The following is a 23,181-nucleotide window of genomic DNA, read 5'->3' on the forward strand; positions in this document are numbered from 1 at the left end:
ATCTCTTCGCAGTTTAGCCCAGTTATGCGTCCATGCGTAAGTCTTCGATGTCACGGTGTCGGTCTCTCAGGTCACTATCGAAACCCGCTTCGAGTACACTCATATCGTCGCTAGAGGGTGCTGGCGCGTTGTTCCAAGCATAGAACTCCACTGCCCGGTCCATCTGGTCGGTAACTCCCACGTTTCGAGAACGCACCGCTCGAAGAACTCGACCTGCAATCCTCTTCGTCAAGAAGATGCGCTCCCGTTTTTCCGATGCCTTCGAACGACGGCCTGATGCCTCTACAATTGCGTTTACGAGTCACAGCGGTTTATTCATCGAGGTTGGTCGCCCGATAGTTTCCTGTATCCTGAATATTTACTTCAAGTATCGGGCTTCCGGTACGCATTTCGGGGCGAACCCAGTCACCGGTATCAAGGGTTCCTTCGTGGATTTCATCCCCATCAGAATTACGCACTTCAATTCCCTGCTCACGAACGGTCGCAATCGGGATCGACCCTTTGAGCGAGCGAATCTCTTTGAAGTCGATGAATCGGCCGTGCATTCCAGTCGCTGTCCGTCCGACAGCTGCTAACGCACCAATCACACCTTCTCCAGTTCCACCGTACTCTTCTAAGAATATCTCAGTGTCTGCTGCAAGACGGTAGGCACGTGACTCTTCGACCACTTCATCCCCAGCTTCGAGACCGAATTCACGGATAGGCTCGGACACGTCTTCGACTCGGCTCACGCAGAGTCCTGGATCGGAGCCATCGGCCGCGATATCCGATAGAAAAGTTGCTGCCGTCGAGATGACCTGGTCTGGCATTTGGGCTTCCGGCCATTCGATAACGAGACAGGCAGCGCTGTTGTGGGTCGTATAGGGCACCCGGGGATCGATGAGGAGTTGCTGTCGGACGCTCCCGAGGTAGGATAGCGGTGCCAGCTCAGATTCGAGGTGAGCCCCAAGAAACCGGCTCACTTTCCCAGTCCCGTATTCGCTGTCCACTGTGTCGGTGTCATCAATTGCGACGAGGAGTGTTTCCTCCGACAAAAGATTCTCGCTATTCTGCATGGATTCACTCCTCCCGATCAGACTATGGAAGTTCTGGTATCAAAACCCGATCCCCCAGCTGGATCTCGCTACTCTGTCTCGTATTCAGTGACGACGGTTCAAAATCTTTAACTAAGGGCTAGAATGTCGTTATATCTGTGCAGACACAACGAGACCAGTCGGAGGACGGCCCGGGGTCGTTTTCGTTTCAATCACCTGGCCTATTTGCCTGGGTTGATACGAAACTTGTCAGTGTTGCGAGTGTTTGCACAGTCGTAGTGGTCGTGTTCGGGCTGATTCAGGTCTCGTTCGGTGCGTATTCGATGACCATTCTCGAATCCTGGGAGTCCTTATTCCATCCCATTCAAACGGCGGCCACCGGTGTAGTAACGGGAAGGGTCCCGGTCGATACCGCGGTGTTGGAATTCCCGACGTTCATCGAATCAAACGCTGAACTCGTCGTATGGAATATTCGCTTACCGCGAATTATCTTGGCAGTCCTTGTTGGGATGAATTTAGCCGTCTCCGGTGCGATTTTCCAGGCGGTAACCAGGAACGAAATGGCCAGTCCCTTCGTTTTGGGCGTCAACAACGGGGCAGGCGTCGCTATACTGCTCACACTGGTCTTCTTCCCGACGCTCGCCGATTGGCTCCCAATCTCGGCATCGATTGGTGGTGGCCTCGCATTCCTCGTCGTGTACCTTATCGCCTGGAATGGGGGAACGAACCCGGTTAGACTCGTTCTGGCGGGGGTAATCGTCAGTGCGATACTCGGTTCAGTGTCTAATGCGATGTTCTTCTTCACCGACCAAGTTGGCGTCATCCAGAATGCGCTCGCGTGGCTGACTGGGTCAATAACAGGAACTGACTGGGGGCAGGTACAGATGGCCGCGCCCTGGACGCTTCTCTCGGTCATACTGGCGCTTGTCGGATCCCGACAACTCAACATCCTCCTACTGGGCGAAGAGACGGCCTCCTCCCTGGGAATGAACGTCGAAATCACTCGGTTCGCGCTCTCTGTTATTGCCATCATCGCAGCCAGTGCCAGTGTCGCCGTCGGTGGTATCATCGGATTTGTCGGTTTGATCGTCCCCCACATTGCCCGTACAATCGTCGGTAACGATCACAAGCGGCTCCTCGTCGCCGCGATCTTCGTCGGCCCGGCACTGATGATGGTCGCAGACGTGATTGCTCGACTACTGTTGAACCCGGTTCAGCTCCCAGTCGGCATCATTACCGGAATTGTCGGCGGCATCTACTTCCTCTATCTCATGCGGAAGAAGCGAAAGCTCGGTGAAATCTAATGATGAACGCTGATTCAGAGCACGGGCATAAACTTCACGGTGAGAACCTGGTGTTGGGCTATGCCGAAAACGAGGCCATCATCGACGGTGAGACAGTGAGAATTCCTGCAGGAAATATAACGGCAATCGTGGGTCCGAATGGGAGCGGCAAGAGTACGCTTCTTAAAGGACTCGCTCGACAACTTCATCCCCGAGATGGAAGAGTCCTCCTAGATGGTCAGCTACTCGGTGACTTCTCCTCGAAAGAGCGGGCACGGAAGCTCGGGTTACTCTCTCAAGAGAACACGTCACCTGGACAGCTTGAAGTACGTGACCTCGTATATTACGGTCGATACCCGCATCGGGGCTTCTTCGAGGGGGTTACAGAGACGGACGTCAAGAAGGTCGAGCGCGCGATCTCACTGACTGGCATTGAGGATCTGCGCGATCGAACACTCGACAGTCTGAGCGGCGGTCAAAAACAGCTGGCTTGGATCACGATGATCTTGGCCCAGGATACCGATATCCTGTTGCTCGACGAGCCGACGACCTTCCTTGATCTTCACCATCAGCTCAAAGTCATGGATGTCGTCGCACGATTGAACGAGACACGCGACGTAACCATCGTGATCGTTCTTCACGACATCAATCAGGCAGCTCGCCATGCCGACTACATGATTGCCCTCACCGATGGCGAGATATACGACTCGGGGCGCCCCGCACAACTCCTGTCCGAAGAGCTGCTTGCAACCGTCTTCGAGATCGAGGCCACTATCACGACTGACCCGATATCCGACGGACCGCTCGTTCACGCGAAATCACCACGGTAACACCAATGACAGAAGACGATATCACCACGATAGATCGGCGGACAGCCCTCAAAGCAATCGGATCGACAGCAGCGACAATAGGGGTTGCAGGCTGCCTTAGCTCCAAAAGCGAGGATCCACAGACTACGACGTCGACAGAGTCGCCCTCCACAACCACCCAGCCCACGACAGAGACACAGACTTACGAAGTCTGTATGGAGCCGGCGGGATGCAAGCAATTCGACGCCGTTCCCGAAACCTGGGTCACGTGGCACGCCGGGTATGCCGACATCGGGGTCGCACTGGGTGAATTAGATGGATTGCTCGGCATGAATCGGCCAGGTCGTCACGCGACGTCTGCAAACGAACTGTTTTACAGTGAACTGCCGGACGTCTCCATTGATACCTCCGATATTCTCGATCTCAGAGGTGGCGGGGATTCAGTGGACAAGGAGGTTTTCTACGAGATGGACGCGGACATACATCTCATTGACCCCGTCTTCGCTCAGCACCACTTCGACTGGAATGAGAGTGATGTCACGGAGTTAGAACAGAACATCTCGGCGTTCTTCGGGAGCCACGCGCGGCGCGACCGGGGTTACAACTCGGAGTATCTCATGACCCTGTACGAAGTGTTCGAGAAGATCGCGAAGGTATTCCAGGCCGAGGAGAAATATGGGGAATTCGAGCGAATACATTCGGATCTCGTCGAAACCATAGACTCAGCAACGCCGAAGGAGACCCCGAATGCGGCCCTCCTTTGGGACGGTAAGAGCAGTGCTTTCAGAGCCGGCGATCCAACTGCGGTCGGATACGAGAACAAGCAGTACCGCGATCTCGAAGTCCCGAACGCCTTCGAGGGATTCGATGTCGGCTACCGTGGCGATATCGATTACGAACTCCTCCTCGAAGTCGATCCTGACACCATCTTCTACCACAACAACCTCCGAGATTTCACCCGCGAAGAGTTCGAAGAAGAACGGATCGCTCCGATGGAAAAGCACTCGGTCGGCCGTCAGCTCTCGGCCGTGCAAAACGATCGTGTCTATCGGGGAGGATTCGTCGATCAGGGTCCGATTATGAACCTCTTCCAGATCGAAATCCTGGCGAAACAGCTCTACCCGGATACCTTCACTGGCTCGGAGGAACTGTTCGACCGGAAAGCGGTCGCAGACGCCGTGAAGGGTAATTTCTAAGCGTTATAATCGGGATTTGAACTGTATGGACTGAACCCATTGCAGGCTCATTTGACTCCATTAAGAAACTGCCCCTTCTGTCGTTGCTAAATCGAAATCAGCAACCAAGGGTGTCGAAACCGACATGGTGCAGTGTGCGAACGACTTAAGCCTCTTTTATCTCCAAAGTAAATGACTGTCAAGGAGGCCTCTACATTCATCGAAAGCCGGTGTCTCTCGACTCTGTTGGTATCTTCGTCAATTGAGGCAAACCATCATGCTGAATTCGCGCGATGTATTCAGCAGCACCCACATCAACTGCCCGACTTCTGACAAAATCGACGGGAATGATACAGCGGATCTACCTTGTGCCGTCACCGTGATTCGATTAGAAAAACTTCCAACTTCAGTCGTGGGTGATCAGGGAGGGAGGTGGCGGTTGTAGATATTCCGCCGGTGACCGACCGCTTCGACAACGTGGACGTCGTCCGCACGATCCCACGTGATGATTGCGCGGTAGTCGCCGGCACGAAGCTTGTAGTACGGATACCCAGTGAGCTTTTCGAGACGATGTGAGGTCCAGTCTCTCGCCTCGTCGAGCTTTTCACCAGTCGCTTCTGTGCGGTTGATTCGAGTCCGTCCAGCAAATCGAGGGCTTTCGGCGTCCACTCGACCTCAGTCATCGATGCCCAGCCGATCCTTCACATCGTCCTGCGACACCGTCTCGCCCTGCTCTCGCTGTTCGCGGCTCTCGGCCAGATGCTCCAGCGCTTCCTCGGAGAGTTGCGTGGGGGGGATTGACGGCGTCTCGAAGGGCGTCTCGAATGAACTCGGACTTGTTCGCGTAGCCCCGTTCCTCCCAGACCTCGTCAATTTGTGACAGCAGCGACGTCGGTACTCGGACGTTAATTTATCCATCTCTCCGTCACCGCCGGCGTCACTGTCAATGCTCATATTATGTGATACGCTTGTATCACGTGAGTGCCTTCGGTCGAACCGACGGACGATGGTCGCCGAGTTCTTCGGTTTTCAGTGGTATCCGCGAGCGAACGCACACACACGCGACGGCGAAGCAGAGTTAGTCAACCGCGACGAGGTTGTCGAGCGATGGGTTCCGATGCTAAAGAGTGAGTTTCTACTAGTAGGTTCTGTGAAGGTATCACGACCCAGTGTTCGGCGACCGAGCGTTCACGAGAGCAGAGCTCTCGTGCAGCCTCTTGGAGAGCAACGCTCTCCAATGGTCGGCGAATCTTCGATTCGCCTCGACATCAGAACGGCGGCGCCGTTCTGAGGACGGCTCGAAGGACTCGGTATCGCGTGAGGGCGAAGCTCTCACTGAGTCGCGCTCACTTCGTTCGCGGGACGGTCGCCGGGAGACTTCCCTTTGGTCGTCTCCCGAGCCTTTGCTCGCTATCGCTCGCAAAGACGCCGATTCACTCGCGCGAACGTACGTGAGCGCGAGGCCGACGAGCGACTAACGGGAGCGAGGACGGCTTTTGGCCGGCCTTTTGGCCGAGCTTTTGCAAGCGAGCGGAGCGAGCGCTGCAAAAGGTCGTTGTGTACGCCCGGAACACTACCGGGGGAGATTCTACTAGTAGGCTCGATGGAAGTGAAACGCTCGTCCTTACGAATCGAAAGCAGAGAACTCTGAGATCGTTATTCGTGTTCGAGCGCGTCGAATATTTCGCGGTGTTCGTCTCGATCTACTTTGGCGACACGTAATACGAGCTCTCGACGAATGTCGTCCATCACGTCGTCGAGCGCCGTTCGTTCCCCAGTCTTCTCTTCCGTCGCCATATTTCTCTCTTGACCACGAGACCGGTTAATCGTTCGGGTCCGATCACTCGTCGGACAGTTGATCGAATCCGAACTCGACGAGATCGCCGCGCCACTGTTCGACCACTTCGTCCAAATTAACCTCCGTCGTATGCGTTCGGAGATAGTCAAGCACGTGACCCTCATCGACTGTAGTCTCGTCCGTCCCAAGCCGTTTCAGTATCTTTCTAATCTCGTCGTCATATTCGAATCGATACCCATTGAGCAGATAGAACACCGACGTCGTGTTGAGTGCAGTACGCTTGTTGCCGTCCACGAATGGGTGGTTGGCGACGAGGAGCCGAAGCAGATGGAACGTCTTCTCGTGAATCGTCTCTGGAACCGACCCGAAACTTCCCTCACTGACGTACTCCAGTGCGAATTCGATATCTCCGCGATTCTGGACCCCTGAGCTGGTGTCTGGATACTCCGAGACGATGTCCTCGTGGATATCGAGGACGTCTTCGACCGACGGATACCAAAGCGGGTCGGTCATTATCGGGAGTTCACAACCAAGTACCCTATCGTTTTCTCTCTGTGAATGAACGAGGGTCTGGGGTTACCTCACCTCAGATCTATCGACAACAGAACACTGTCGAAGGAATGTTCTCTCGATAACACGTCCGATATAAAATCTGGGTGGGACAAAAATCAGGGACGAGCATCCGGCGACCGAGCGTTCACAAGAGCGGAGCTCTTGTGCAGCCTCTTGGAGAGCAACGCTCTCCAATGGTCGGCGAATCTTCGATTCGCCTCGACATCAGAACGGCGGCGCCGTTCTGAGGACGGCTCGGAGAGCCCGGAATCGCGCGAGAGCAGAGCCCTCGCTGAGTCCCGCTCACTTCGTTCGCGGGACGGTCGCCGGTTCACAGCGCGCTTTGCGCGCTGGCCCGAGCGACTCCCGAAGGGGGTCGTGACGGGCTTTTGTCGCCAGAAATCGTCGATTTCTGGCTGAACAGCCAGAACGCTGGGCGTTCTGGCGATGGCCGAGCTTTTACCGAGCGCTGGCTTCGCCAGCGCGCAGCGTAAAAGGTCGAAGTGTACGCCCGGAACACTAACGACCGGCCTCATCCCTGGCGGCGTGCCGTGTCGGCCGGGAAACCCTCGTGCCGGGCGGGGGCAAAGCCCCAGTCTGTCGCGTACCGGGGTTCTCCGCGAATCATCGCGTCCTCGTGGACGTGCTCTGGCGGGGACTGCGGTACGCAGGTCGGAATAGCAGTGCAGCGTGATTAAGGGTGACGGCCCGTCACTCGGACTCGTCCTCGAAGGCCTCGCCGGTCTCGGTCAGCGTATAGACCTCCTCCTGGCTGGCACAGAGACCACAGACCGGTTTCGCGAATCCGGTCGTCTCGAGTTCCTCGACCGCCTTTCTCGCCTCCGGAACGCTGATGTTCGCCTCGGCGGCGATCTCGCTCGGGGACAGCGGGCCACGGTTGTCGAGGACGACTCTCGCGAGTTTGCCCGTACAGGACAGCGTCCCCGATTCACACATATCCCGCTCTATCCGTCCCCGGGCAAAAACCCTTGGCGAACCGGCGACAACGGTGATGACCCCGCAAACCGTGGCCTCGCAGTCCGTCTCGAGAGAGGTGCACTCAAGGGAGTGGTGCTGGTACTCCAGTCCATGAGCCCAGATATCGCCGTCTTGCGGCAGAAGATTCACGGACAGGACGCCATGGACTACGCGGCCATCCTCCGAGAACGGCTGCCGACGTACGAGATCGCCGTTGCCACCACGCCCCGAGAGGAGCGCGAACTCCTGAAGGAGGTACCGGTCGCCGCCGGGTACCAGATCGATCCCGACGTGCTGGAGGAGGCCGAGAACCTGCAACTGTTCGCCTGCGCGTTCGCGGGCACCGACCACCTGCCGATGGACGCACTCGAAGACCACGGCGTGCGCGTGACGAACGCCTCCGGCGTCCACGGCCCGAACATGGCCGAATGGGTACTCGGAGCCATCCTTTCGTTCACGCGGAAGTTCCACCTCGCGTGGCGACAGAAAGAACGCCGGGAATGGCGCTCGTACCCCGGTCGCGAGTTCCAGGGCAGTACAGTCTCCATCGTCGGCCTCGGGGCCATCGGACAGACGATCGCGGATCGCCTGGAGCCCTTCGACGTCGAGACCCTGGGCATCCGTCACTCGCCGCAAAAGGGCGGACCGACCGACGAGGTCTTGAGTTACGACGAGGACGACGTCCATGCCGCCTTCAGCCGAAGCGACTACGTGGTCCTGGCTGCCCCCCTCACCGATCTCACCGAGGGGCTGGTCGATGCGAACGCCTTCCGAACGATGCCCGCTGACTCGGTGCTGGTCAACGTCGGGCGTGGACCCATCGTCGACACGGATGCCCTCGTCGACGCCATCCAGTCGAACGGCATCCGTGGGGCGGCCCTGGACGTGACCGACCCCGAGCCCCTGCCCGAAAACCACGAACTCTGGGGATTCGACAACGTGCTCATCACGCCTCACAACGCGGGCCACACCCCGAAGTACTTCGATCGGCTGGCCGACATCCTGACGCGCAATCTGGAACGGATCGAGGAGACGGGCTCGTACGACGAACTCGAGAACCAGGTCGTCTGAGTGGCGGGTTAGACCGTCATCACGTAGCGGTCGTCGTCCTTGAAGTACGTCGTTAGCGTCTCACCGATGTAGTAGACCTCGATATCGAGGTCCTCGAGCGCCTCGACAGCGCCGTAGTTCTCCGCACATGACTTGCACGCCTCGACGTGGACGCCGGCGTCGTGAAGCTGGTCGATCCAGTACTGCAGGTCTCGATCGTCGCGCAACAGCCCGGTGGAAGCCCCCCAGACGAGGAGTCTGACGTCCTCCCACCAGTCGTTCACCGCCGAGTTGAGCGTGTACATGAACACCATGTTCTCGGCGACCTCCTTGTCGCCGCTCGTCCAGAGGACGACGAGTTCGGATTGTTCTGTCATAGCGTTCTGGACGTGATTACCAGTAAAAAAGTTGTGGATGATTACTGCGATCCGGGGTTCAGAGCCAGCCGCGGTCCGCCAGCAGTTCGCCGTTCAAGACACTCGCCCCGGCCGCACCGCGGATGGTGTTGTGTGAGAGGACGTTGAACTGGATGCCGGAATCGGTCGTCTGGATGCCGCCGACGGCGATGGCCATCCCGTCGCCGACCATCCGGTCCAGCCGGGGCTGGGGCCGGTCGGGATCCTCGAAGACGTGAATGAGCGGGTCAGGGGCGGACGGCAGGTCCTGGGACGGTGCCGCCCGAAACGCTTCGGCCACCTCGTCGATGGTCGGGTCGGCCTCGGTCTCGACGAAGACGTTCTCCAGGTGGCCGTCGATGGTCGCGATGCGATTACACGACGCCGAGACGCTCGCGTCGTGCCAGTCCACGCCGTCCTCGCCCACGCTGCCGAGGAGCTTCCGGGACTCCGTCTCCATCTTCTCCTCCTCGCCACCGATGTGGGGGATGGCGTTGTCGATGATCTCCATCGAGGTCACGCCGGAGTAGCCCGCACCGGAGACCGCCTGCAGGGTGGAGACGTGGACACGTTCGAGGCCGAACTGGTCGAGGGCGGCCAGTGCCGGTACCATCGTGATAGTCGAACAGTTCGGGTTCTTGATGAGCGCGCCATCCCAGCCGCGGTTGTCGCGCTGGACCTCGATGAGGTCGAGATGGTCCGGATTGATCTCAGGGATGACGAGGGGAACGTCGTCGTCGAGGCGCGCGTTCGAGGAGTTCGAGGACACCACGTAGCCGGCTTCGAGGAACTCGGGTTCGACGACCTCGGCCGCGCCGGAGGGCAACGATGAGAAGAGGAGGTCGACGTCGTCGGGGACCTCGTCGGGGTCCGTGGACGTCACGGTCATCTCCGCGACGTCGTCCGGAATAGGGGTGCTGACCCGCCACTTCGCCGCGTCGCGGTACGACGACCCGGCACTGTCTTCGCTGGCGGTAACCGCCGCCAGTTCGAACGCCGGATGTCCGTCGAGGAGCTGGACGAATCGCTGGCCGACTGCACCGGTAGCACCGAGTATGCCTACGCGAATCATACTCGACCCTGGGCGGTAGAGGGAGTAAGGCCTTCGGTTGCGGGAAGGAATTGTCAGTTGAGCTTGCGGGTGACGTAGCCGGCGATGCGGTTACGGACCGACTTGGATTCGATGTTGGTGAGTTCGGTCACGCTCTCCTTGTTGTGCTCGAAGTCGTCCGCCTGGAACGCGTCGGGGTATCGGTCCATAAGGATGGTCCCCGTCTTCTTGACGTAGTCGGGCTTGATGGCCATGCGGGCGAGTTTGCCCTGCTCGGGTTAAAACCATTCGTTCCGTCTATGCAACTCCCAGGAGAGTGAAGCCCACAGTCACCGCTAGTCGTCCTGCTTCGCCAGTTCCGACACCACGACCTCCCAGTCCGGCACCGACTGGCCGTTGCGATACTCCCACGCGCCGACTGGGTCGACGTCGTTCTGGTCTGCGAGTATCAGTAACTGGTGGAGCGCCGCCTCGAATTCCGCGACGCTCTCTATCGTGTCGTCGAGTGGGTCGGATGTATCGTGGCTCATGGGGATCGATGTGGCGTGTCTACCCGATCACCCTCCAGCGGCAGGCCGTGTCGTCCGCTCGGAAGTGGCACGTCGGGTCGTCCGCTCGGAGGGGATTTTTCCCGCGCGGACGCGTCGTTCTATCAACACCGTCGACCCCACTACAGAAAGTTGTGCCGATTAGCATGATACACCATGCAACGGCGAGCGGCCGACCCGGGAGGGTTTAACCGTCTTTGTCTTCTCAACAGGGATATGAATGTCATCGTCGAACTCTCCATCCCGTCCCACGAGTTCGAACTGGGACGGATCCTCACGATGGAGGGGGACACGAACATCGTGCTGGAGACCCTGGTCCCACTCGGCGGGCGATCGGTCCCGTTCTTCCGCGTCCAGGGCGCACGCGAGTCCTTCGAGAGCGCTGTTAGCGAGCATCGGACAGTGTCGGACATCCAGGTTGTGAGTGCGAACGGTGAAGAGACGATCTACGCGCTGGACTGGGACGCCTCGGACGACGCCTTCTTCGGGGGGATCATGGCGACCAAGGCCACGATCCTGGAGGCGAGGGGAATCGAACGAAACTGGCGATTCGAACTCAGGTTCCCCTCCCACGACGCGCTCTCGACGTTCCAAGATTACTGCATCGATCATGGAATTGCCATCGAGGTCTTGGGATTGTACAATCCGACCGACCCGGACGCTGGCCCGTGGTATGGACTCACCACCATGCAGCGCACGGCGCTCTCGCGGGCCGTCGAGGCCGGATACTATTCTATTCCGAGAGAGATATCGACGCAGGAACTGGCGGCAGAATTCGACATCTCCGATCAGGCGATGACCGAACGCCTCCGTCGCGCCATCATCAACCTGGTCGAGAACACGCTCCTTCTCTCGGAGCGGTGAGGGGCCGGTATCCGGCGACGACTGCCGGCATGTACAACCATTATATAATAGTGTGAGTATATACCGATGGAGCAGTTCCTGCTCCACGACCTGAGCCCCTGACACGACCGAGAAGCAAAGAGACGGGGAGGGTGGGGGGAGAGGCGAGTGGTGACCCACTTACCTCGAAGCGCGTTCTCTCGCCGAAAACGGCTCGGTTCACTCGATCGACCTACCAGTCGGCGACGTCGCGAAGTTTCTCGAGTGCCTGCTCTTCGCGTTCGCCTCCGCAGGTCGCCACGACCTCCTCGAAGTACGCGAGTCGCGTTCTGAGAGTTTCCGCATCGTAGACCGGCACGCCGAGTCGCGAGGCGGCCACGGTCATCTCGACGACGGCATTGAACCCGCGATTCGTCACCGGCACTGAGCGACGGACGACTTCCCCATCGATTGGGGCCAGCGCCCAGTCGACCCAGGTCGTCCCGCCAGAGGTACCCCGTTCACGCTCGTCGACGGAAACCTCGACCCACGCCGCCACACCGTCGATATCGCGTCCCTCGGCCTTCCGCTCGGTCAACGCCGCTTCCACGAAGAGGACGGGGTCCTCGACGAACGTGACGACGCCAGTCCCCGTTCGCTCGAAGTTCTGTCGGGTGATCGTCTCCCCCCAGGTGCGAGCGGTCGCCGGGTCCCCGGCGCGTACACCGAGTGCCGCGACGTTCCACCGGTCGTCGGGGTCGGGAGTGAGCGTCACCGTCTCCGCGATGCCGTCGAAGTCGACGGGCCAGTCCGTCATACGGACAGACCCCCCTGGAGAGCCACGTACAGACCGGCCGCGGTGACGTCGGCGGTCGTTCCCGGGTTCACGCCACGCTCGACAAGGTCGTCGGCGAAGGCTTCCACGTCTGCGCGCGACGCGTCGAGCAGGTCCGCCGCCTGCTCCGAGACGTCACGGGCGACAGCGTCTCCGTGTTGCGTCGCGACGAGCGTGTCCGGTTCCTCCGAGAGCAGTTCGAGAAACGCATCCGCAGTCCGATCCAGGATATGTCCATCGGCCGCCAGCAGACGGTCGGCGGTCTCGAACGTCCTGTCGAATCCACGCACCCACTCTCGTGCCACCCCGTCTCCAGGAGCGGAACGCTCCATGATCGCTTCGAGCGTTTCCTCGCGAGCTTCGACGTCCGGGACCGCGTCACTCCCCCGTCGGACATCGAGCTCCGGCGCGTCGGGTGGCGGATCACCGACGAACACGTCCACGTGGTCGAAGGCCCGGTAGAAGGCTGCGGCGTCCGCGACGGTCGTTTCCGAGCACACCCGGGAGACGGCCGCGCGGGTCGGCGGCCCGGCCCCATCGGTCGCCGCGACGAGCGGCACGAGCAAGAGGAGGGCGCCGAACTGGGTGTTGCCGCCCTCCTGTTCGGCCATCCCCGCCACCGCGCGTTCGAATGCGTCCCCCACCGGGTCGCCCGCCGCAGCGGCCGCCAGCCCCGGCCTGGCACCGACCGCCCCCGCCAGGAAGTGCTCGAACCGGAGGTCCTCGAAGTCGCGATGTCGGTCGACGTTCCCCGGCTTCGGCGTGCCGGCGACCTCGAGCAGAAGCGCCAGTTCGGCATTCTGTGCCGGCGTCCGCGGGCTCACGCGAACCACTCCCGCACCGTCCCGCTGACGCGTTCGAGCACGGCGGGGTCGTCGCTCGGCCGACCGACGCTGACCGCATCCGCGCCGTAGGCGAGATACTCGCGCGTCGTCCGCTCGTCACGAACCCCGTTGTTCGCGATGACGAACGCGTCTGTGGCGTCGACGACCTCCGCGATGACGGCCTCGGAGTCCATGGCATCGACGTGGATAGCGTCGAGACCGGCCGCCTCGAGCCGAGCGGCGAGAGCGGGGAGGTCGACGTCGGGAACCTCCGCACGGACCTTGGCGCTCACCGTCGCCCCTTCGTCGGCGGCCGCGTCGACCTGCGCCGCCAGTCGTTCCGGGTGCCCGAGGAGCGTCTCACCGGCACCAGCCGCACACATCTCCTCCTGGCGACAGTGCGCATTGATCTCCAGGATGGCACCCCGCTCGGCGCAGATCCGGGCGGCAGGCCGAATCGCACCCGGCCCGACGGCCCGGACGTTGAATCCCGGTCGAATCGGTACGTCGACGAGCGCGTCGAGTTGCTCGCGCATGAACTCGAGGGGGGCCGCCGGCAGGAACTCATCGCGGTCCCGGTCGGCGACCATCGTCTCTGCGGCCTCGCGCGTCGGTTCGTCGAGCGACAGCCCGCCGAGGAACGCCCCACCGGCGTACGGGACGCCGGCCCTGGCCCACTGGGCGTCCGATTCGCCGCTCAGGCTCGCCAGCGCGAGACGGGGCTCGAACATCAAATCCCCTCCAGTGCGGTCCCGACCGCGCGAGCGACCCGCTCGGCAGCAGCCCGGTCGTCCATCGTCGTGTCCGTCCTGACGACCGGCCGGTCGAGGTCCGTTCCGTCCGCATCGTCGAGGACGAAGGCGTCGGCGAAGGGATACGCGTCGGCGACGCCGGCAGTGCTCGGTTCGTACCCGACAGCTTCCATCAGGTCCCTAGCGGGGCCCGAGAAGACCTTGTCCTCGACGAAGGGCGAGACCGCGACGACGCTGGTCTCGTGGAGCGCGGCCTCGATCCCGTCGAGGGCGAGCATCGGGCCGATACTCGTCACCGGGTTCGAGGGGCCGACGACGACCGGTCCCTCCCGGATCGCCTCGAGAACGGTCGCCGTGGCCTGGGCGGCCTCGCTGCCCCGGAACTCGACCGATTCGATGGCCGGCTCGCCGCCGCGGGCCACCCAGAACTCCTGGAAGTGCATCGGACCCGCTGCGGTGTGGACGATGGTCGCCACCGGATCGTCGCTCATCGGCACCACCTCGACCAGGAGGCCGAAGGCGTCGGCGAGGGTGCGGGTCACCTCGGTGAGCGTCCGGCCCTCGTCGAGGAGACTGGTGCGCAACAGGTGGACGGCACGGTCGCGGTCGCCGATGTGCATGAACTCCCCGGCCGCGGAGAAGCGCCGCCAGCGGGCGATGTCGCGACCGTCGGTCTGGCGGTCGTCGGGGAGGTAGCGCGGCGTGGCGGGGATATCGACCGCAGCCGAGAGGCGGACGATCTCGTCGTGGGTGGTCGTCGGATCGTCGGCGATACCCCACCAGCGGTCGCGATCGAGTTCCTCGGCCCGTTCGTAGAGGACGGTGTCGATGTCCGGGCAGACGAACAGGCCGCCGAGTTCGACGTCGTCGCCGGTGTTCCCGACGACCGTCGTGTCCGCGGGGGCGATGACGTCCTCGGCACCGGAGAGGAGTTTCGGCGTCCCGGTGCCGCCGGCGAGAAAGACGGTCATGCTGGCCAGTGTGTGCCGGAGTGGGTAAACGCTTATGCGTCGGCACTGCCCGCCTCGCGGGCGTCGTCGACCCAGTCCGGCGCGGCGACGTCGGTGTCGCCGACGTCCGTGTACGTGACCGTCCTGGTGTACGTTCCATCGGTCTCGCCGCCGTCGAGCGCTAACTCGGCCTGCGTCCGCTGCTCGACGATCACTCCGTCCTCACGAACCGAGAGGACCACCGTCACTGATTCGACGGTAATCCCCGCACCGAGGTCGGTCGGAAGCGTGGCGTTCGAACCAGTCGCCCGGGCTTCGAACGTGCGCACCTGCTGGCCGTTCACCGTTCCGGTCCCGTTGGCCTCGAACGTGTGGTTGGCGATGACGGGGGCGACGTCGGTCGAGACGACCTCGCCCGCGCTCGCGTTGACGTCGAGCGTTCGGTACTGGGGCTCCTCGGCGCCGACCCGTTGGTATGCGGTGCCGGATTCGACGTACGTCGTCGCCGGCCCGAGGGCGGTGTCCGTCTCGACCAGGGTGCGATCGGCGTTCAGATCGACGGCCGCCGAGAGGGTGGAGCTACCGGCGCTCCGACCATCGACCGTGGCGCCCGCTTCGGCCGTGTAGGTGTACGAACCGGCTGCTGCCAGTCCGTCCTGGTGAGCCGTCGCCATGGTGTCACCGTCGGGAGCGGCGTCGATACCCGTGCCAGGCGAATCGCCGACACCGGGTGCCCCCAGACACCCCGCGGTCACCACGAGCAGGGCGAGGATCGCGATCGAACGTGTCCGTGCGTGCATACACAACCGGTTCGGACCCGGAGGGATACTCCTTACGAACGACGGTTTTTATGGGAAGCCGGGCAATGTCCTGTCGATGACCACCGTCAAGGACAGCGTCCACGACCACATCGAGGTCACGGGCGTGGCGGCCGCGTTGATGGACACGCCGCCGGTCCAGCGACTGCGACGCGTGAAACAGCTGGGCACGGCGTCGCTGGTCTACCCGTCGGCGAACCACACCCGGTTCGAACACAGCCTCGGCGTCTACCACCTGGCGGCGCTGGCTCTCGAGCACCTGGATATCCACGGCAGGCGCGCCGAGACTGTCCGTGCCGCGGCCATCCTCCACGACGTGGGCCACGGGCCGTTCAGTCACAACGTCGAGGACCTCATCCACCGCCGGACCGGTCGCTACCACGACGACGTCGACGACATCGTTACGACCGGGGCGGTCGCACGAGCGCTCGACGCCCACGAGATCGCCCCCGACCGGGTCGTCGAGTTGATCGACGGGGAGGGACTTCTCGGCCAGCTCGTCGCCGGCGAACTCGACGTCGACCGGATGGACTACCTGGTGCGCGATGCCCACCACACGGGGGTTCCGTACGGGACTATCGATCACCAGCGGCTGGTTCGCGCGCTCCGGTTCGTCGACGGGCACCTGGTCCTCGAGGAAGGCAACGTCCAGAGCGCCGAAAGCCTCCTGGTCGCTCGCGCGTTGATGAACCCCACCGTCTACAACCATCACGTCGCCCGCATCTCGAAGGCGATGCTCCGGCGCGCGACGGAGTCGCTCATCGAGACGGGCGAGTACGATGCCGAGACGATCCGGCGGATGGACGACCCGGAACTGCAGGTCGCCCTCCGGACACACGACGGGTCGGCCGATCTCGGACGACGGCTCGCCGACCGGCGCCTGTACAAGCGGGCCGTCTGGGCCGAGATGGGCGACGTCGGCGACCCGTTCGACGACGACCTCTTCGACGCCGACCCAGAGACCATCGCGGGCTACGAGAGGGACATCGCCGAGCGTGCGGGTGTGGAACCGGGGCACGTAATCGTGGACGTCCAGGGCCGTCCATCGATGAGGGAATCGACGAGCAGGGTCCTCGTCAACGGGGACGTTCGCCGTCTCGACGAGCAGTCCACGCTCGTCCGGGCGATCCAGATGACCCAGCGCGAGCAGTGGCGACTCGGCGTCTACGCCCCCGAACGGGAGACCAGTCGCGTCGGGCGCGCGGCCGAGGCCGTCCTCGGACTCGAGACCGACGGCGCGCTCATCGCCGAGAACGACTCGCCCGGACGGTACGCGACCCTGGGGGACTTCGGGCAGGATTAAGAGGTACCGGTTGCTGGTGTTGGGTATGGAACTCAGTGGGACCGTCCTCCGTGGCCCGGACCTCGACCCCATCCAGGGTCGCGTGGTGGTCGAGGACGGGATCATCGTCGCCGTCGAGGAGACGTCGACCGACCCGGGTGAGGACATCGTCCTCCCCGCCTTCGTCAACGCACACACCCACGTCGGCGACTCCGTCGCGAAGGGGGCGGGCCGTGACCTCTCACTGGATGAACTCGTCGCTCCGCCCGACGGACTCAAGCACCAGCTCCTCCGGGCGGCGGACGAAGCGGAGAAGATAGCGGCCATGCACCACTCGCTCGAGTACATGGAGCGGGCCGGAACGGGCGCCTTCCTCGACTTCCGCGAGGGCGGGGTCGCCGGCGTCGAGGCCCTCCGCGAGGCGGCCGCCGGCCTGGACATCGAAGCCGTGGCCTTCGGGCGGGACGACGAAGCAGTCCTCGAGGTCGCGGACGGATTCGGGGCGAGCGGCGCCCGTGACGCCGAATTCAGTGCCATCAGGAACGCCACACGGAGGGCGGGCAAGCCGTTCGGCATTCACGCCGGTGAACGCGATGCCACCGACGTCAATCCGGCTCTCGACCTGAACCCGGACCATCTGGTCCACATGGTCCACGCTACCGACTTGCATCTCGACCGCGTGGCGGACGCCGGCGTTCCCATCGTGGCCTGCCCGCGATCGAACCTGGTCACGGGGGTCGGGTTGCCGCCACTGGCGGACCTGGTCGACAGCACGACCGTCGCACTGGGAACGGACAACGTCATGCTCAACGGCCCCTCGATGTTCCGCGAGATGGAGTTCGCAACGAAGTGCTGTGACGTCTCGGACGAGACGGTCCTCCGGATGGCGACCGTCAACGGTGCGGCGGTGGCCGGTCTCGATGGCGGCGCCATCGAACCGGGCGCCCCGGCGAGACTCCTGGTCCTCGATGGAGATTCTCACAACCTCGTCGGCTACCGCGACCCGGTGCGAGCGGTCGTCCGCCGAGCCGGTGTCGCCGATGTGGACCGGGTCGTGCTTCCTGCCAACAGTTAAGGATGGGGGCCCAGTAGGAGAGCACAGTCGATGGGCCTCTACGACCGCATCCTCGTCCCGACCGACGGCTCCGACGCGACCGAGCGGGCGGTGGTCGAGGCGGTGGACCTGGCAGCGGCACACGACGCGACGATACACGCCCTCTACGTGGTCAACACCGCGAGTTTCGCCAGCATCCCGACGGAGTCGTCGGTCGAGGGGGTCTCCGAGATGCTCGAACGCGAAGGCGACGCGGCGCTCGACGCGGTCGAAGGGGCCGCGAACGAGCGTGGCGTTCCCGTCGAGCGTGTCCAGCTAGATGGATCGCCGGCCCGTGAGATCGTTCGCTACGCCGAGCAGTCCAACTGCGACCTCGTGGTGATGGGCACCCACGGTCGGGGCGGAATCGACCGTCTCCTCCTCGGCAGCGTCGCCGAACGCGTGGTCCGGTCGTCGACGGTGCCCGTACTGACGGTGCGTGTCGACGAGGAGTAGGGGCCGACTCGGACAGGTTCTCAGGCCGGCCGCAGGTGTTCACAGTCGCCAGCGTGAACGACTCGTTTTTCGCCATCGGTTCGCACGACGAGCGCGCCGGTCTCGGTGACGTCGATGGCCTCCCCCTCGAACGACGCCGTTGCGGTCTCGATCCGGACGTGCTGTCCGAGGGTGTCGGTGGACGCCACCCAGGCGTCGAGCGTCTCTGACGGCCGCTCGGAGAGGACAGAGAACCGCTCGAGGATATCCTGGACGAGCGATCGACGGTCGACCGGACCGACTTCCGCCGCGATGCTGGTCGCGTCGGGGGGCACCGATGCCTGATCGATATTCGCGTTGAGGCCGATGCCGACAGCGACCCACGAGACCTGCCCCGACTCACCGGCCATCTCCGTCAGGATGCCACAGAGTTTCCGCCCGCCGCGCTCGCCGTCGCCCGGCACGACCACGTCGTTCGGCCACTTGATCGCCGCGTCGACCCCGCGGTCCCGGACGGCCTCGGTCACCGCGACGGCACCGGCGAGGGTGAGTAGTGGGACCCTCGCGGGCGGGATATCGGGGGTGACGACGATGCTCATCCAGACGCCACCACTCGGCGAGTCCCAGGCCCGAGCGCGGCGCCCACGGCCACCGGTTTGTTCGTCGGCGAGGACGACGAGGTCGGTGGCCCCGTCTGCGGCCCGTTCGCGAGCGATGGCGTTCGTGCTGTCCACCTGCTCGTGGTACTCCACGTCGAAGGGGGCATCGAGACCGAATTCGACCGCAGCATCGCCGTACTCCGGGATCGACGCCAGTTCGTACCCCGTCTCAGTACCGCGGATCGTGAAGCCGTCCTCGCGGAGGGCTTCGACGTGCTTCCAGACGGCAGCGCGGGACACGTCCAGTCGGTCAGCGAGAGCGGGACCCGTGACGGGACCGTCCGCGAGTTCCGAGAGAATCGCCCGCCTGGTCGCCTGCATGTGAGCGGGTAGCCTCCCGTCGGCAAAGAACCATTCGCCACGACGGCCCGGTCAGTCGATGACCAGGAGGGTGTCGCCCATGTCGACGGACTGGTCCGGTTCCACGAGGACCTGCGAGACCGTCCCGCCCCGGGAGGCGACGACGTCGTTTTCCATCTTCATCGCCTCGAGCACGCAGAGCACGTCGCCTGCCTGGACCTCCGCACCCTCCTCGACGTCGACCGAGAGGATGGTCCCCTGCATGTCCGCCGTGATGACCTCGCCGTCGGCGGCCGCGACGCCGGTATCCTCGTTTTCGCCACCCGCGGGCTTCGGTGGACTCGCCTGCCCGCCCGACTGGACGGCGAACTCCGCCGCGCCACGCTCCTCGAGGTCGACCTCGAACCGTTTGCCGTCGACCTCGACCGTGAACTCCCGTTCGATCGTCTCGGCCGTCTCACCGGCCTCGGCTGGCTCGTGGCCCCAGCGCTCCTGAGCAGCCTGGATGCGCTCGGTGTCGAACTCCTCGTCGAGGTAGTTCGTCGTGTGCGTCCCCGCGACGAAGCGTTCGTCGGTGAGCATCAGTCGATGGAAGGGGATGACCGTCGTGATGCCCTCGACGTCGAACTCGGCGAGCGCACGCTTGCTGCGGGCGATGGCCTCCTCGCGGTCCTCCCCGCTGACGACGAGTTTCGCGATCATCGAGTCGTAATCGGTCACGAGTTCGTCGCCCTGCCGCAGGGCGTCGTCGATCCGGACGCCGATCCCACCCGGGGGGTCGTACGTCGCGAGGGTGCCCCCGCTGGCGGGGGCGAACTCCTTCGCGGCGTTCTCCGCGTTGATGCGGAACTCGAAGGCGTGGCCGTCGACCTCGACGTCGTCCTGCTCGAAGGCCAGTTCCTCGCCGGCCGCGACCCGTAGTTGCCACTTGACGATGTCGATGCCGGTTATTTCCTCCGTGACGGTGTGTTCGACCTGGATGCGGGTGTTCACCTCGAGGAAGTAGAACTCGCCGTCCTCGACGAGGAACTCGACCGTCCCGGCGTTCTCGTAGGACGCCTCGCGGACGCCGCGGCGGGCCGCCGCTCCGATACGCTCGCGGAGGTCGTCGTCCAGCACCGGACTCGGCCCCTCCTCGATGATCTTCTGCTGGCGGCGCTGCAGCGAGCAGTCCCGTTCCCCGAGGTGGCGGACGTTGCCAGCCTGGTCGGCGATGATCTGCACCTCGATGTGCTTCGGTGCTTCGAGAAACCGCTCGACGTACACCGAGGGGTTGTCGAAGTACGCCTCGCCCTCGCGGATGGCCGAATCGAGTTTGTCCGCAATCCCGTCGGCGGACTCGACGATCTTCATCCCGCGGCCGCCGCCACCCCCCTCTGCCTTGATCGCGATGGGGTAGCCGTGTTCTGCGGCAAAGGCCTCGACCTCCTCGGCCTCGCTGACCGGTTCCGTCGTCCCTGGCACGATCGGAACGTCGGCCGCGGACATGATCTGGCGGGCCTTCGTCTTCTCGCCGAGATCCCGCATCGACGCCGACGACGGGCCGACCCAGGTGATCCCCTCGGTCTCCTCGACGCGCTCGGCGAACGAGGCGTTCTCCGCGAGGAATCCGTATCCAGGGTGAATGGCGTCAGCGCCCGCGCGCCTGGCGGCCTCGATGATGGCCTCCTGATCGAGGTACGAGTCCGCGGCCCGCGCGGGACCGACGTTGTACGCCTCGTCCGCGTACTGGACGTGGCCGCCGTGTTTGTCCGCCTCGCTGTACACCGCGACCGTGTCCGCCCCGAGTTCCGTCGCGGCCCGCATGACACGCACCGCGATCTCCCCTCGGTTGGCGACGAGAACGGTATCGAACATTTTGCAAATATTTTGGGGAACCCCCCTACTCACTTTGTCGGTTCGGTACGAGGTCTCACGGGCGGAGACGGCCCCTCAGAATCGATCCGACCGCCCGGCCGCACTCCAGGGGTCCGTCGGGGCCGTCTTCGGAACGCGTCGAGAACAGGCGGTCGTCCGCTCGAGTTTGCCGGCGAACGCCCACTCTCGGCCGTGCCAGGAGGGCGTCTCGTCGGTCGCGGCCGCCGCCCGGGCCCGGTCGTTCAGGTGGGCGCCGATCGCCGCAGCGATGGCTGCCGCTTCCTCGGTGTCTGCCGCGTCCGGGATCGCGATATCAAAGCGGGAGGTTTCCATGTTTTTTCTCCGGAAGTGAGTCGCGCTTGCTCTCGAGCATCGCCAGGTCCTCGATCAGGCGGGGTCGGGTCGTCTGTGGCTCGATGACGTCGTCGAGGAACCCCATGTCGGCCGCGGTGTAGGGATTGGCGAACTCCTCGCGGTACTCCTCGATGAGGTCCTCTCGGAGGCTCTCCGGGTCCTCGGCCTCGGCGAGTTCCTCCCGATAGAGGACGTTGACCGCGCCCTTCGGCCCCATGACCGCGATCTCCGCGGTGGGCCACGCATAGTTGACGTCTGCGCCGAGATGCTTCGAGGCCATGACGTCGTAGGCGCCACCGTAGGCCTTGCGCGTGATGACGGTGAGCAGCGGGACCGTCGCCTCGGAATACGCGTAGAGGAGTTTGGCGCCGTGCCGGATGATACCCTGGTGTTCCTGGTCGGTCCCGGGCATGAACCCGGGGACGTCCACGAAGGTGACGATTGGGATGTTGAACGAGTCACAAAAGCGCACGAACCGGGAGGCCTTATCGGAGGCGTCGATGTCGAGTGTGCCGGCGTTGACCCGGGGCTGGTTCGCGACGACGCCGACCGACCGGCCGTCGAGTCGCGCGAAGCCGATGGTGACGTTCCGGGCGAAGTCGGGCTGGACCTCGAAGTACGAGTCCTCGTCGACCACGTGGTCGATCACGTCGACCATGTCGTATGGTTTCTGTGGCTGGTCGGGAACGGTGGAGCGGAGCGCCTCGTCCTCGCGCTCGGGGTCGTCCCACGGCTCGACCCGGGGCGGGTCGGCCATGTTGTTCTGGGGGATGTACGAGAGCAGCCGCTTGATGTCGTCGAGGGCCGCCTCCTCGGAGGGTTCCGCGAAGTGGGCGACCCCGGAGGTCGCCGAGTGGGTCGTCGCCCCGCCGAGTTCGTCGTGAGAGACCTCCTCGCCGGTGACCGTCTCGATGACGTCCGGTCCGGTGATGAACATGTGCGAGGTGTCCTGGACCATGAACACGAAGTCCGTGATGGCGGGCGAGTAGACCGCCCCACCCGCGCAGGGACCCATGATGGCCGATATCTGCGGGACGACGCCACTGGCCTCCGTGTTCTGGCGGAATATCTCGCCGTACCCGGCGAGCGAGGAGACGCCCTCCTGGATACGGGCCCCCGCCGAATCGTTGATGCCGACGACCGGCGCGCCCACCTCCATCGCCTTCTCGTTGACCTTCTGGACCTTCTCGGCGAACACCTCGCCGAGCGAGCCACCGAAGACCGTGAAGTCGTGGGAGTAGACGAAGACGGTCCGGCCGTTGACCTCGCCGTATCCCGTGACCACTCCGTCCCCGGGGATCTGTCGCTCCTCCATCCCGAAGTTGTGCGACCGGTGGGTCCGCAACTGGTCGAACTCGTTGAACGTCCCGTCGTCGAGAAGGTACTCGATGCGCTCGCGGGCAGTCTTCTTCCCGCGCTCGTGCTGAGACGCGATCCGCTCCTCTCCGCCCCCCAGCCGTGCCCGCTCACGCAGCTCGCGCAGTTCCTCGATGCGCTCTTCCATCGTCATGGCAATTACTGACACCT

The 23,181-nt window shown here is 63.3% G+C and carries 26 protein-coding genes; 8 read left to right on the top strand and 18 right to left on the bottom strand.

Going from position 1 to position 23,181, the window contains the following annotated elements:
• Nucleotides 1-311 precede the first annotated feature (311 nt).
• Nucleotides 312-1,055, bottom strand: coding sequence for a hypothetical protein (locus tag HSRCO_RS11125; RefSeq protein ID WP_259517715.1), 744 nt, complete (start codon nt 1,053-1,055; stop codon nt 312-314).
• A 137-nt stretch (nt 1,056-1,192) separates the two neighbouring features.
• On the opposite strand from HSRCO_RS11125, the gene HSRCO_RS11130 reads away from it, so the two are divergent.
• The 3 genes from HSRCO_RS11130 to HSRCO_RS11140 are packed head-to-tail and all read left to right on the top strand — an operon-like array spanning nt 1,193 to nt 4,322.
• Nucleotides 1,193-2,338: an iron ABC transporter permease gene (locus HSRCO_RS11130; protein WP_259517716.1), complete on the top strand. Its 1,146-nt coding sequence runs from the start codon at nt 1,193-1,195 to the stop codon at nt 2,336-2,338.
• Nucleotides 2,338-3,147: an ABC transporter ATP-binding protein gene (locus HSRCO_RS11135; RefSeq protein WP_259517717.1), complete on the top strand. Its 810-nt coding sequence runs from the start codon at nt 2,338-2,340 to the stop codon at nt 3,145-3,147. Before HSRCO_RS11130 ends, HSRCO_RS11135 begins: the two co-directional genes overlap by 1 nt.
• Nucleotides 3,148-3,152: 5 nt before the next feature.
• Nucleotides 3,153-4,322: an ABC transporter substrate-binding protein gene (locus tag HSRCO_RS11140; RefSeq protein WP_259517718.1), complete on the top strand. Its 1,170-nt coding sequence runs from the start codon at nt 3,153-3,155 to the stop codon at nt 4,320-4,322.
• A 658-nt stretch (nt 4,323-4,980) separates the two neighbouring features.
• On the opposite strand, the gene HSRCO_RS11150 is transcribed toward HSRCO_RS11140, so the two are convergent.
• The 4 genes from HSRCO_RS11150 to HSRCO_RS11165 form a co-directional block, all read right to left on the bottom strand.
• Nucleotides 4,981-5,211 (bottom strand): ribbon-helix-helix domain-containing protein, encoded by a 231-nt coding sequence (locus HSRCO_RS11150; protein WP_310795454.1) that lies wholly within the window; start codon nt 5,209-5,211, stop codon nt 4,981-4,983.
• A gap of 746 nt (nt 5,212-5,957) precedes the next feature.
• Nucleotides 5,958-6,098, bottom strand: coding sequence for a hypothetical protein (locus HSRCO_RS11155; RefSeq protein ID WP_259517720.1), 141 nt, complete (start codon nt 6,096-6,098; stop codon nt 5,958-5,960).
• Between the two features lie 43 nt (nt 6,099-6,141).
• Nucleotides 6,142-6,612: a type II toxin-antitoxin system death-on-curing family toxin gene (locus HSRCO_RS11160; RefSeq protein ID WP_259517721.1), complete on the bottom strand. Its 471-nt coding sequence runs from the start codon at nt 6,610-6,612 to the stop codon at nt 6,142-6,144.
• A 750-nt stretch (nt 6,613-7,362) separates the two neighbouring features.
• Nucleotides 7,363-7,608, bottom strand: coding sequence for a hypothetical protein (locus HSRCO_RS11165; RefSeq protein ID WP_259517722.1), 246 nt, complete (start codon nt 7,606-7,608; stop codon nt 7,363-7,365).
• A 132-nt stretch (nt 7,609-7,740) separates the two neighbouring features.
• Between HSRCO_RS11165 and HSRCO_RS11170 the strand changes: the two genes are divergently transcribed.
• Nucleotides 7,741-8,700 (top strand): D-2-hydroxyacid dehydrogenase, encoded by a 960-nt coding sequence (locus HSRCO_RS11170; RefSeq protein ID WP_259517723.1) that lies wholly within the window; start codon nt 7,741-7,743, stop codon nt 8,698-8,700.
• An 8-nt stretch (nt 8,701-8,708) separates the two neighbouring features.
• Here HSRCO_RS11170 and HSRCO_RS11175 read toward each other — a convergent pair whose 3' ends face one another.
• The 4 genes from HSRCO_RS11175 to HSRCO_RS11190 all read right to left on the bottom strand — a co-directional run bounded on the left by HSRCO_RS11175 (nt 8,709) and on the right by HSRCO_RS11190 (nt 10,655).
• Nucleotides 8,709-9,056 (bottom strand): DsrE family protein, encoded by a 348-nt coding sequence (locus tag HSRCO_RS11175; RefSeq protein WP_259517724.1) that lies wholly within the window; start codon nt 9,054-9,056, stop codon nt 8,709-8,711.
• A 58-nt stretch (nt 9,057-9,114) separates the two neighbouring features.
• Nucleotides 9,115-10,146 (bottom strand): aspartate-semialdehyde dehydrogenase, encoded by a 1,032-nt coding sequence (gene asd / locus HSRCO_RS11180; RefSeq protein ID WP_259517725.1) that lies wholly within the window; start codon nt 10,144-10,146, stop codon nt 9,115-9,117.
• 53 nt (nt 10,147-10,199) lie between these two features.
• Complete coding sequence (locus tag HSRCO_RS11185) at nt 10,200-10,379, bottom strand: 30S ribosomal protein S17e (protein WP_259517726.1); 180 nt, start codon at nt 10,377-10,379, stop codon at nt 10,200-10,202.
• 81 nt (nt 10,380-10,460) lie between these two features.
• Entirely contained in the window at nt 10,461-10,655 is a 195-nt protein-coding gene (locus HSRCO_RS11190; RefSeq protein ID WP_259517727.1) for a hypothetical protein, read from the bottom strand.
• Between the two features lie 234 nt (nt 10,656-10,889).
• On the opposite strand from HSRCO_RS11190, the gene HSRCO_RS11195 reads away from it, so the two are divergent.
• Complete coding sequence (locus tag HSRCO_RS11195) at nt 10,890-11,537, top strand: helix-turn-helix domain-containing protein (protein ID WP_259517728.1); 648 nt, start codon at nt 10,890-10,892, stop codon at nt 11,535-11,537.
• Between the two features lie 211 nt (nt 11,538-11,748).
• Here HSRCO_RS11195 and HSRCO_RS11200 read toward each other — a convergent pair whose 3' ends face one another.
• From HSRCO_RS11200 to HSRCO_RS11220, 5 genes are read right to left on the bottom strand one after another with little or no spacing between them, the layout of a single operon-like run.
• Nucleotides 11,749-12,312, bottom strand: coding sequence for a DUF447 domain-containing protein (locus HSRCO_RS11200; protein WP_259517729.1), 564 nt, complete (start codon nt 12,310-12,312; stop codon nt 11,749-11,751).
• Entirely contained in the window at nt 12,309-13,154 is an 846-nt protein-coding gene (locus HSRCO_RS11205; RefSeq protein WP_259517730.1) for a triphosphoribosyl-dephospho-CoA synthase, read from the bottom strand. Before HSRCO_RS11205 ends, HSRCO_RS11200 begins: the two co-directional genes overlap by 4 nt.
• Nucleotides 13,151-13,885, bottom strand: a complete 735-nt coding sequence (locus tag HSRCO_RS11210; RefSeq protein WP_259517731.1) for a tRNA-dihydrouridine synthase — start codon at nt 13,883-13,885, stop codon at nt 13,151-13,153. The genes HSRCO_RS11205 and HSRCO_RS11210 overlap by 4 nt, the downstream gene beginning before the upstream one ends.
• Nucleotides 13,885-14,877, bottom strand: coding sequence for a 2-phospho-L-lactate transferase (gene cofD / locus HSRCO_RS11215; RefSeq protein ID WP_259517732.1), 993 nt, complete (start codon nt 14,875-14,877; stop codon nt 13,885-13,887). The genes HSRCO_RS11210 and cofD overlap by 1 nt, the downstream gene beginning before the upstream one ends.
• 32 nt (nt 14,878-14,909) lie before the next feature.
• Nucleotides 14,910-15,656: a hypothetical protein gene (locus HSRCO_RS11220; RefSeq protein ID WP_259517733.1), complete on the bottom strand. Its 747-nt coding sequence runs from the start codon at nt 15,654-15,656 to the stop codon at nt 14,910-14,912.
• Nucleotides 15,657-15,732: 76 nt separating this feature from the next.
• On the opposite strand from HSRCO_RS11220, the gene HSRCO_RS11225 reads away from it, so the two are divergent.
• The 3 genes from HSRCO_RS11225 to HSRCO_RS11235 are packed head-to-tail and all read left to right on the top strand — an operon-like array spanning nt 15,733 to nt 18,505.
• Nucleotides 15,733-16,977, top strand: a complete 1,245-nt coding sequence (locus HSRCO_RS11225) for an HD domain-containing protein (RefSeq protein ID WP_259517734.1) — start codon at nt 15,733-15,735, stop codon at nt 16,975-16,977.
• 25 nt (nt 16,978-17,002) lie between these two features.
• Entirely contained in the window at nt 17,003-18,031 is a 1,029-nt protein-coding gene (locus HSRCO_RS11230) for an amidohydrolase family protein (RefSeq protein WP_259517735.1), read from the top strand.
• A gap of 30 nt (nt 18,032-18,061) precedes the next feature.
• Entirely contained in the window at nt 18,062-18,505 is a 444-nt protein-coding gene (locus HSRCO_RS11235; protein WP_259517736.1) for a universal stress protein, read from the top strand.
• A gap of 20 nt (nt 18,506-18,525) precedes the next feature.
• Here HSRCO_RS11235 and HSRCO_RS11240 read toward each other — a convergent pair whose 3' ends face one another.
• The 4 genes from HSRCO_RS11240 to HSRCO_RS11255 all read right to left on the bottom strand — a co-directional run bounded on the left by HSRCO_RS11240 (nt 18,526) and on the right by HSRCO_RS11255 (nt 23,158).
• Nucleotides 18,526-19,464: a biotin--[acetyl-CoA-carboxylase] ligase gene (locus tag HSRCO_RS11240; protein WP_259517737.1), complete on the bottom strand. Its 939-nt coding sequence runs from the start codon at nt 19,462-19,464 to the stop codon at nt 18,526-18,528.
• A 51-nt stretch (nt 19,465-19,515) separates the two neighbouring features.
• The gene (locus HSRCO_RS11245; protein ID WP_259517738.1) at nt 19,516-21,300 is read right to left on the bottom strand and encodes an acetyl-CoA carboxylase biotin carboxylase subunit; all 1,785 of its coding nucleotides are present in this window, start codon (nt 21,298-21,300) and stop codon (nt 19,516-19,518) included.
• A gap of 75 nt (nt 21,301-21,375) precedes the next feature.
• The gene (locus tag HSRCO_RS11250) at nt 21,376-21,633 is read right to left on the bottom strand and encodes an acc operon protein (protein WP_259517739.1); all 258 of its coding nucleotides are present in this window, start codon (nt 21,631-21,633) and stop codon (nt 21,376-21,378) included.
• Nucleotides 21,614-23,158 carry an acyl-CoA carboxylase subunit beta gene (locus HSRCO_RS11255; protein ID WP_396266432.1) on the bottom strand — a complete coding sequence of 515 codons (1,545 nt, stop codon included), beginning with the start codon at nt 23,156-23,158 and terminating at the stop codon, nt 21,614-21,616. Before HSRCO_RS11255 ends, HSRCO_RS11250 begins: the two co-directional genes overlap by 20 nt.
• Between the last annotated feature and the right edge of the window lie 23 nt (nt 23,159-23,181).

It is taken from the genome of Halanaeroarchaeum sp. HSR-CO, from assembly GCF_024972755.1.
GTDB lineage: Archaea > Halobacteriota > Halobacteria > Halobacteriales > Halobacteriaceae > Halanaeroarchaeum.

Coding starts and splice junctions, on each gene's coding strand:
- HSRCO_RS11135 (WP_259517717.1), top strand. CDS start 2,338: ATGATGAACGCTGATTCAGAGCACGGGCATAAACTTCACGGTGAGAAC.
- HSRCO_RS11160 (WP_259517721.1), bottom strand. CDS start 6,612: ATGACCGACCCGCTTTGGTATCCGTCGGTCGAAGACGTCCTCGATATC.
- HSRCO_RS11200 (WP_259517729.1), bottom strand. CDS start 12,312: ATGACGGACTGGCCCGTCGACTTCGACGGCATCGCGGAGACGGTGACG.
- HSRCO_RS11165 (WP_259517722.1), bottom strand. CDS start 7,608: ATGTGTGAATCGGGGACGCTGTCCTGTACGGGCAAACTCGCGAGAGTC.
- HSRCO_RS11175 (WP_259517724.1), bottom strand. CDS start 9,056: ATGACAGAACAATCCGAACTCGTCGTCCTCTGGACGAGCGGCGACAAG.
- asd (WP_259517725.1), bottom strand. CDS start 10,146: ATGATTCGCGTAGGCATACTCGGTGCTACCGGTGCAGTCGGCCAGCGA.
- HSRCO_RS11230 (WP_259517735.1), top strand. CDS start 17,003: ATGGAACTCAGTGGGACCGTCCTCCGTGGCCCGGACCTCGACCCCATC.
- HSRCO_RS11210 (WP_259517731.1), bottom strand. CDS start 13,885: ATGTTCGAGCCCCGTCTCGCGCTGGCGAGCCTGAGCGGCGAATCGGAC.
- HSRCO_RS11255 (WP_396266432.1), bottom strand. CDS start 23,158: ATGGAAGAGCGCATCGAGGAACTGCGCGAGCTGCGTGAGCGGGCACGG.
- HSRCO_RS11140 (WP_259517718.1), top strand. CDS start 3,153: ATGACAGAAGACGATATCACCACGATAGATCGGCGGACAGCCCTCAAA.
- HSRCO_RS11245 (WP_259517738.1), bottom strand. CDS start 21,300: ATGTTCGATACCGTTCTCGTCGCCAACCGAGGGGAGATCGCGGTGCGT.
- HSRCO_RS11195 (WP_259517728.1), top strand. CDS start 10,890: ATGAATGTCATCGTCGAACTCTCCATCCCGTCCCACGAGTTCGAACTG.
- HSRCO_RS11170 (WP_259517723.1), top strand. CDS start 7,741: ATGAGCCCAGATATCGCCGTCTTGCGGCAGAAGATTCACGGACAGGAC.
- HSRCO_RS11125 (WP_259517715.1), bottom strand. CDS start 1,055: ATGCAGAATAGCGAGAATCTTTTGTCGGAGGAAACACTCCTCGTCGCA.
- HSRCO_RS11240 (WP_259517737.1), bottom strand. CDS start 19,464: ATGCAGGCGACCAGGCGGGCGATTCTCTCGGAACTCGCGGACGGTCCC.
- HSRCO_RS11155 (WP_259517720.1), bottom strand. CDS start 6,098: ATGGCGACGGAAGAGAAGACTGGGGAACGAACGGCGCTCGACGACGTG.
- cofD (WP_259517732.1), bottom strand. CDS start 14,877: ATGACCGTCTTTCTCGCCGGCGGCACCGGGACGCCGAAACTCCTCTCC.
- HSRCO_RS11220 (WP_259517733.1), bottom strand. CDS start 15,656: ATGCACGCACGGACACGTTCGATCGCGATCCTCGCCCTGCTCGTGGTG.
- HSRCO_RS11250 (WP_259517739.1), bottom strand. CDS start 21,633: ATGGAAACCTCCCGCTTTGATATCGCGATCCCGGACGCGGCAGACACC.
- HSRCO_RS11185 (WP_259517726.1), bottom strand. CDS start 10,379: ATGGCCATCAAGCCCGACTACGTCAAGAAGACGGGGACCATCCTTATG.
- HSRCO_RS11190 (WP_259517727.1), bottom strand. CDS start 10,655: ATGAGCCACGATACATCCGACCCACTCGACGACACGATAGAGAGCGTC.
- HSRCO_RS11225 (WP_259517734.1), top strand. CDS start 15,733: ATGACCACCGTCAAGGACAGCGTCCACGACCACATCGAGGTCACGGGC.
- HSRCO_RS11235 (WP_259517736.1), top strand. CDS start 18,062: ATGGGCCTCTACGACCGCATCCTCGTCCCGACCGACGGCTCCGACGCG.